Origin of the sequence: Promineifilum sp. (SeqCode) (assembly GCF_041918635.1) — a bacterium.
GTDB lineage: Bacteria > Chloroflexota > Anaerolineae > Promineifilales > Promineifilaceae > Promineifilum.
This window is the reverse complement of sequence record NZ_JAYRVJ010000682.1, coordinates 1-7,362: the sequence shown is the minus strand read 5'-3', so window position 1 is coordinate 7,362 and position 7,362 is coordinate 1. Positions and strand designations below refer to the sequence as shown.

7 protein-coding genes are annotated in these 7,362 nt (G+C 67.5%); 6 read left to right on the top strand and 1 reads right to left on the bottom strand.

Translation table 11 applies throughout. The features are described from left to right. From ACE3UY_RS20010 to ACE3UY_RS19985, 6 genes are all read left to right on the top strand, one after another. Window positions 1-547, top strand: a 547-nt coding sequence (locus ACE3UY_RS20010) for a winged helix-turn-helix domain-containing protein (protein ID WP_374689245.1), incomplete at its 5' end; no start/stop codon positions are given. 132 nt (window positions 548-679) lie between these two features. After that, a complete protein-coding gene (locus ACE3UY_RS20005) occupies window positions 680-1,648 on the top strand; it encodes a hypothetical protein (protein ID WP_374689244.1) in 969 nt (322 codons plus the stop codon). A 126-nt stretch (window positions 1,649-1,774) separates the two neighbouring features. Then, window positions 1,775-2,791 (top strand): PstS family phosphate ABC transporter substrate-binding protein, encoded by a 1,017-nt coding sequence (locus tag ACE3UY_RS20000; protein ID WP_374689243.1) that lies wholly within the window; start codon window positions 1,775-1,777, stop codon window positions 2,789-2,791. Between the two features lie 220 nt (window positions 2,792-3,011). Further along, window positions 3,012-4,046, top strand: a complete 1,035-nt coding sequence (gene pstC, locus ACE3UY_RS19995; RefSeq protein WP_374689242.1) for a phosphate ABC transporter permease subunit PstC — start codon at window positions 3,012-3,014, stop codon at window positions 4,044-4,046. Window positions 4,047-4,048: 2 nt separating this feature from the next. Beyond that, complete coding sequence (locus ACE3UY_RS19990; protein WP_374689241.1) at window positions 4,049-4,903, top strand: PstA family ABC transporter permease; 855 nt, start codon at window positions 4,049-4,051, stop codon at window positions 4,901-4,903. A gap of 10 nt (window positions 4,904-4,913) precedes the next feature. After that, window positions 4,914-5,666 carry a phosphate ABC transporter ATP-binding protein gene (locus tag ACE3UY_RS19985; protein WP_374689240.1) on the top strand — a complete coding sequence of 251 codons (753 nt, stop codon included), beginning with the start codon at window positions 4,914-4,916 and terminating at the stop codon, window positions 5,664-5,666. 81 nt (window positions 5,667-5,747) lie between these two features. On the opposite strand, the gene ACE3UY_RS19980 is transcribed toward ACE3UY_RS19985, so the two are convergent. Then, window positions 5,748-7,362: hypothetical protein (locus ACE3UY_RS19980; protein WP_374689239.1), on the bottom strand; the 1,615-nt coding region annotated here is incomplete at its 5' end.

Genomic DNA, 7,362 nt, shown 5'->3' with positions numbered 1-7,362 from the left:
GGCCGCGCCCGACCTGCTGCTGCTCGACCTCAACCTGCCCCGGCTCGACGGCCTGGGCGTCTGCCGCCAGGTGCGCAGCCTCAGCAACGTGCCCATCATCATCCTCAGCGTGCGGGCCGGCGACGAGGCCGTCGTCCGCGGTCTGGAGATGGGGGCCGATGACTACATGGTCAAGCCCTTCAGCCCCACCCAACTGGTGGCCCGCATCCGCGCCGTCATGCGCCGGGCCGGCGTCCAGGCGCTGCCGGCCCAGTTGCAAGTGGGCGGCCTGACGCTCGACCGCTCACGCAGCGAAGCCCAGCGCGGCGACCGGCCGGCGGTACGCCTGACCGGCCTGGAGTTGAAGCTCCTGGAGGCGCTCATGCTCCACCCCGGCCAGGTCTTGCCCAGCGACACGCTCATCACCACCGTCTGGGGGCCGGAGGGCGGCGACCGGACGATGTTGAAGCAACTGATGTACCGCCTGCGGGCCAAGATCGAGGAAGAAGGCGCGCCCAGCCCGACCATTGAGACGGTTCCGGGTGTAGGGTATGCGTTCAATGCTTAAGAGCAGGGGAGCGGGGGCGCTCTCCCCCGCCCCCCTGCTCCCCCGCTCTTCCTGTTACCTCTTTGTTACCCCCCCATAACCGCCCCTGTTACCGCCCCCTGATATGCTTCCCACTATCAGGTGACGGAACGAATGACGCTATACTTTGACCTGGGAGCCTTGGCCGAGTTGGTACGCCAACCAACGGCCGATCAAGAATTGCTGACGCGCGTGCCGCATCGCGTGGCCTCATACTACCTGGCGCTGCCGTTGGCGCGCGAGGGGGGCCGCGTGACGGTTGTGACCGCCTATCCGGACAACGTCGCCGGCTTGGCGGTGTTGGAGCGCCTGTTGAAGGCCGACATTGTACCGGTTTCCAGCTCGGAGACGGCGCTCCAGCAAGCCATCGCCCGCCTCTACCCGGCCAGCGTGCCGGCCGACCGCTCATTGCTGGTCTGGACCGACGATCTGGCCTGGAGCGAGGCGGTGCTGGCGACGGCGGCCGCGTTCGGCGAATCGCTGGGTCAGGGCATCCACGTGCTGGATAGCGCCATGCCGCTCGATGAGGTCGTGACCACGGCCGAGCGGCCCGAGTTCTCGCTCCTGATAGCCCACGTCTCCAATGAAGCAGCCCGCATGCGGCTGGTGCACCGGTCGCCGGCGTCGCTGCTGTTGGTGCGTGGCGAGTATTCGCCTATCGAGCACCTGCTCGTCGCCCTGCGCGGCTACGGGTCGGATCACGAGACGCTCGGCCGGGTACTGTCCATCATCGCCGGGTGGGGGGCTGACGCCACGGTGCTGCCCCTGGCACGCTCGGCGTCGGCGCATCTCAATGAACTGCTGGCGGGCGACTCGCCTGCCCGGCAACACCTGCAAACGTTCCTGTGCGAGCTGGACGAGAAGGATGTCAAAGTGGCCGTTCGGCTGAGCCAGGGCGACCCGGCGACCCAGATCGTCAGCGAGTTGGCGCAGGGGCGCTACAACATGCTCGTCCTGGCCGCGGAAGCGGAAGGGCGGTTTGTGGGGCAGGTGTTGTCGCGCATCGAGCGCGAGACGGTCTTCCCCGGGCAACCGGTGTTGATCATCCGGCCGCCTGTCAGCGTCCCCGCCCTGGCCGATTAGAAGAATCCGCAGATTTCGCAGATTACGCAGATTAGACGTCAACATCCGCGGAGTTTATGTTACCTACAACGTTTTAGAAGGAGCTGAAGAAAAGAAATGTCACGTTTGATGAGAATTTTGGCAGTTATGATGTCCTTGTCGGTTCTGCTATTGGCGCTGGTGGCCTGCGGTGGTGGGGAAGCGGCCGAGCCGGCAGCCGACACGGCGGCGACGGAACCCGCGGCCGAGGCCGCCACCGAGGAGCCGGCCGCTGAAGAGCCGGCCGCTGAGGGCGAAGTGCGCACCATCGCCGTTTCCGGCGCGTTCGCCCTGTTCCCCATGATGACCGTCTGGGCTGAGCAGTATTCGGCCGTCAATCCCAACGTGCGCTTCGACGTGCAGGGCGGCGGCGCGGGCAAGGGCATGACCGACGTGCTGGCCGGCGCGGTGGACATTGCCATGGTGTCGCGCGAGTTGAAGCAGGAAGAGGTCGACCAGGGCGCGTTCGGCGTGCCGGTCACCATCGATGCGGTGGTGGCGACGATCAACGCCGCTAACCCGCACGTGGACGCCATCCTGGCCCAGGGCCTGACGCCGGAAACGGCCAACGCCATCTGGATCGCCCAGACCACGACGACCTGGGGCCAACTCCTGGGCACGGATGCCAGCGAGGCCATCACCGTCTACACCCGCTCTGACTCGGCCGGCGCGGCCGAGGTGTGGGCCAAGTTCCAGGGCGGCGAAGTCCAGGAAGACCTGAAGGGCACAGCCGTCAACGGCGACCCCGGCGTGGCCGAAGCGGTGCGCCAGGACGCGCTGGGCATCGGCTACAACAACATCGGCTTCGCCTATGACCTGTCCACCGGCGAGCAGCTGGAAGGGCTGCGCGTTGTCCCGCTCGACCTGAACGGCGACGGAACGATCAGCGCCGACGAGGATTTCTACGCCACGAAGGATAGTATCGCCGCCGCCATCGCCGCGAAGACGTACCCGTCTCCGCCCGCCCGCGAACTGTTCCTGGTGACGAAGGGCGAGCCGGACCCGGTTATCGTCGAGTTCTACAACTGGGTGCTGACCGAGGGCCAGGGCATGGTTTCCGATGCTGGCTACGTCAATCTGAGCGCCGACCGTCTGACCGAAGCGCTCGGCCTGATCGGCCAGTAAAAAGCGACGTGGAGGGACGTCGAAGAGAATTAGAAATTAGGAATTAGGAATTAAGAATGAAGAGAGCCAAAGTGCGACCTTCATCATTCCTAATTCTTAATTCCTAATTCCTAATTGCTTTAACAGTCGGAGGGACGTTTTGAGTGAGCTCGAGTGGTCGATCCATCCGGGATCGGCCGCTCGGGCTTCGTGGCGCGTTTAGCCACTCAAGGAGAATCACATGGAGATTACACGTCCAGATTCATTGAAAATAAGCCCGCCCGACAGCGCGGTCGCGGGCCCGCTGGCTCCCTCCGGCGTTGGCGCGGCCGGCGCCCAGCGGCGCGGCCGCGGCCGCAAGCGCGCGCTCAAGAACAACGTCGCCCGTCGCACGCTGTTCACGGCCGCCATCCTGCTCATCCTGCTGCTGATCATGATCGGGGTGGTGCTCGTCCGTGAGGCGCTGCCCATCCTGAGCAGCCAGTCGCTCCTCACCCTGCTGACGTCGAGTGAGTGGCGGCCCACACATTTGGCCTTCGGCCTGCTGCCGTTCATCGCCGGCAGCTTCATCGTCACCTTCTTCGCCATGATCCTGGGGGTGACGCCGGCCGTGCTGAGCGGCATCTACCTGGCCGAGTACACCTCCTCCCGGCGGCGCGCGATGGTCAAGCCCATCGTTGACCTGCTGGCGGGCATCCCGTCGGTGGTCTATGGCCTGTGGGGCGTCCTGTTCGTCGTGCCGCTCATCCGCGAGGTCGTCGCGCCGGCGGTAGGGGGGACGCTGGGCCAGCGCTTCCCGCTTTTCGCCGTCACCAACCCCAGCGGCTACAGCGTCCTGGCCGGCGCCATCGTGCTGGCGATCATGGTCTTCCCGCTCATCGTGGCCGTGACCGACGAGGTGCTGCGCAACATCCCCCAGCAGATGCGCGAATCGACGCTGGCCCTGGGGGCGACGCGCTGGGAGACGACGTGGTGCGTGGTGCGCCACGCTGGCTTGCCGGGCATCGCCGCGGCCGTCGTCCTGGGCTTCTCACGCGCCTTCGGCGAGACGCTGGCCATCATGATGGTCATCGGCAACACGCCCATCATCCCGCGTTCCATTTTCGACGCGGCCTATCCGCTGCCGGCGCTTATCGCCAACGCCTACAGCGAAATGATGTCTGTTCCCCAGTACCAGTCGGCGCTCATGCTGGCGGCGCTGGTGCTGTTGGTCATCGTCCTGCTGTTCAATATCGGGGCGCGCCGCGTGGTCGTCCGTCTGGGAGCGAAGGTATAGTGATGGAACACAATAAGCGACGCAAATTGATTGACAAGAGCATGCGCTGGGTGTTGCGGTTTTCTATTGCCGGGGCGGCCGCGGTGCTGCTGCTCATCGTCGGTATCGTCACCTGGCGCGGCATGGGCGGCCTTAGTTGGGAGATGATCAGCCAGCCGCCGGAGGGCAGCTTCTATCTGGGCGGCGGCGGCGGCGTGCTCAACGCCATCCTCGGTTCGCTGGCCCTGGCGACGGGGGCGACGCTGCTGGCCAGCGTCATCGCCGTGCCGGTTGTCCTCTTCATCCACACCTACGCCGGCAAGAGCCGCCTGGCCGGCGCGCTGCGGCTGGCCCTGGACGTGATGTGGGGCATCCCCAGCATCGTCTACGGCGCGTTCGGCTTCTCGCTGATGATTCTGGTGGGGCTGCGCGCCTCGCTGCTGGCGGGCATCGTCACGGTGGCCTTCGTGGCCCTGCCCATCCTGGCTCGCACCTTCGACGAGGTGCTGATGCTTGTGCCCAAGGAGTTGCGCGAGTCCACACTGGCGCTGGGCACGACGCGCTTCGAGATGCTCGGCATGCTGCTGCGCCAGACGTTGCCCGGCCTGTTCACGGCCGTGCTGCTGGCCTTTGGCCGCGCTATTGGCGACGGCGCGGCCCCCATGTTCACCGCCGGCTACACCGACCGCCTGCCGCAAGGCCTGTCGGAGCCTATCGCCACGCTGCCGCTGGCGATCTTCTTCCAACTGAGCGCGCCCTTCAAGGAAGTGCAAACCCGGGCCTATGCCTCGGCGCTCATCCTGACGGCGATCATCCTGGTCATCAGCTTCCTGGCGCAATACACCTCGCGCCGCCTGGGCCGGAATGTGATTAGATAGGGGATACGAAATGCAACACTCGCTGGTTGTCAAAAACCTCAACGTCTGGTATGGGGAGCAGCACGCCCTCAAGAACCTCAGCATCGACCTGCCCATCCGCCAGATCACGGCTATCATCGGCCCGTCGGGTTGCGGCAAGTCCACCTTCCTGAAAACACTCAACCGCCTGCTGGAGCTGAACGAGAATGTCCGCATCGAGGGACAGATCTTGCTGGACGGTGAGAACATCTACGCGCCGGGCGCGGACGTTACGGACGTGCGCACCCGCATCGGCCTGCTGGCCCAGAAGCCCTTCCCGCTGCCCATGTCGATCTACGAAAACGTGGCCTACGGCATGAAGATCCACGGGATGAAGAACGGCGGCTACGACCACCGCGTGCAGGAAGCCCTGGCCGCCGTGGGGCTGTGGGAAGAGGTGTCCGACCGGCTCAAGGCCCCGGCCACCGGCCTCTCCGGCGGCCAGCAGCAGCGCCTCTGCCTGGCGCGGGCCATCGCCGTCAAGCCGGAAATCCTGCTGTGCGACGAGTCCACCGCCTCGCTCGACCCCATCTCCGCTCAGGGCATCGAGTCGCTGCTGCTGGAGTTGCGCGGCCAGTACACCCTGGTCATTGTCACCCACAACATCGCCCAGGCCCGCCGCCTGGCCGACTACGTGATGTTCATGTGGCTGGGCGAACTGGTGGAGCACGGCCCGGCGCAGACCTTCTTCAACGAGCCGAAGGAGTCGCTGACGCAGCAGTATCTCGCGCGCAAGATCGGGTAATAAGAGCTCACGCGAAGAGCGCAGAGAAGCAAAGAGCGCAAAGCTAAGAGCAATCTTCTTTGCGTTCTTTGCGTGAGCTTCTTACCGGCGAAGCAAAGGCAAGTAGAGCGTATGCGCCGCGGGTGGGGGAGCGGCGTCGCTGGCGGATTGGAAGGCGCAGGTGATGCCCTCCCCCGTGTCCAGGTCGATGGTCGCCCGGGCCGCGGCCGCGTCCACCGCCGTGCCCCCATCCACGTCCCCCGAACAGACGATCCCCGTCAGCCGCCAGCCGGCGGGCAGGCGCACGCTCACATTGTAGGCCCCCGGCGCGAGACCGGCGAAGGCGCGGCTGGGCCTGGCTGGCGCGTTCAGGTTGAAGCCGCCCAGCGAGCCGGTGTAGCGGAAGGGCGTCCCGTCGGCTGGCGCCGGCTGGTGGACGATGGTGATGCTGTTGGCGCCGGCGGCGCGGCTGTTCGCGAAGGCGCAGGTGATCGACTCCCCGCCGTCCACGTCCACCACCACCTGGCCCATCTCCGGCGCGACCGTGCTGCCCCCATCCGCGTCCCCCACACAGGTAATGCCGCCCAACGGCCAGCCGGCCGGCGGCGTCTGCTGGACGCTGTAGCGGCCGGGGCTGAGATTGGCCCAACTGCGCGTCGCCGCGTCGGGCGGCTGCAAGGTGAAGCTGCCCAGCGCGCCGCCATAGGCAAAGGGGGGCGCGCCGGCCGCGTCCACCGTCTGCACGATGGTCAGCGCGCCCGCGCCGGCCGTGGCGCGGGTGTGGCCGAAGGTGCAGACGATCTGCTCGCCCGCGTCCAGATCGACCACGGCCGTCGCCTCTTCGGGCAGCGTCACACTGCCGCCGTCCGCGTCCCCGCCGCACTCGATGGCGCTCAGCGTCCACAGGGGGTGCAGCAACTCGTGGACGCGATACGCGCCGGGCGACAACTCGAACGTCGCCGCCGCGCCCGCCGGATCGCGCAGCGCGAAAAGCCCGAGATCGCCGGTGTAGGTGAAGGCAGCGTTCTCGGCCGGCGTGGCCCGGCTCAGGATGGTCAGCGAGCCGCGCGGCGCGGCGCGGCCGACGCGGAACGTGCAGCCGATGGCCTCCTTGTCGTCCAGATCGACCGTCGCCAGCCCGGCGGCCAGGTCCACCGCGCTGCCCTTGTCGCGGTCGCCGCCGCAGACGATGGCCTCCACGCGCCAGCCGGCCGGCGGTTGGGCCTGGATGGTCTGGGGGCCGGGCGCGAGCTTGCCGCTGTGCTGGTCGGGCGCGCCGGCCGAATCGAGCGAGAACGCGCCCAGCGCGCCGCTGAAGGGCACGGCCACCGGTTCGCCGCCGGCCGCCTCCAGCGCCACGCCGATGGTGTTGCGCGTGGGCCGGGCGGTGAAGGTGCAGACGATCCGCTCGGCCGCGTCCACGTCGGCCGTGACCGCGCCGCCGTCCACGTCCGCCAGGCTGCCGCCGTCGGCGTCGCCGGCGCAGGCGATGGCCGTCACCTTCCAGCCCGGCTCGTGGCTCTCGGCCACGCGGTACGTGCCCGGCGCGGCCTCGAACACCGCCCGCGCCCCCGCCCCGGCCCACAGGACGAACGCCCCCAGGTCGCCGCCGAAAGTGAAGCGCGTGCCGTCGGCCAGCGTTGGGGCGTGGACGATGGTCAGGCGCGGCTGGAACTCGAACGCGCCGGCGTCGCAGCGGGGGCTGCCATCGCCGTCC

Coding starts and splice junctions, on each gene's coding strand:
- ACE3UY_RS20005 (WP_374689244.1), top strand. CDS start 680: ATGACGCTATACTTTGACCTGGGAGCCTTGGCCGAGTTGGTACGCCAA.
- ACE3UY_RS20000 (WP_374689243.1), top strand. CDS start 1,775: ATGATGTCCTTGTCGGTTCTGCTATTGGCGCTGGTGGCCTGCGGTGGT.
- pstC (WP_374689242.1), top strand. CDS start 3,012: ATGGAGATTACACGTCCAGATTCATTGAAAATAAGCCCGCCCGACAGC.
- ACE3UY_RS19990 (WP_374689241.1), top strand. CDS start 4,049: ATGGAACACAATAAGCGACGCAAATTGATTGACAAGAGCATGCGCTGG.
- ACE3UY_RS19985 (WP_374689240.1), top strand. CDS start 4,914: ATGCAACACTCGCTGGTTGTCAAAAACCTCAACGTCTGGTATGGGGAG.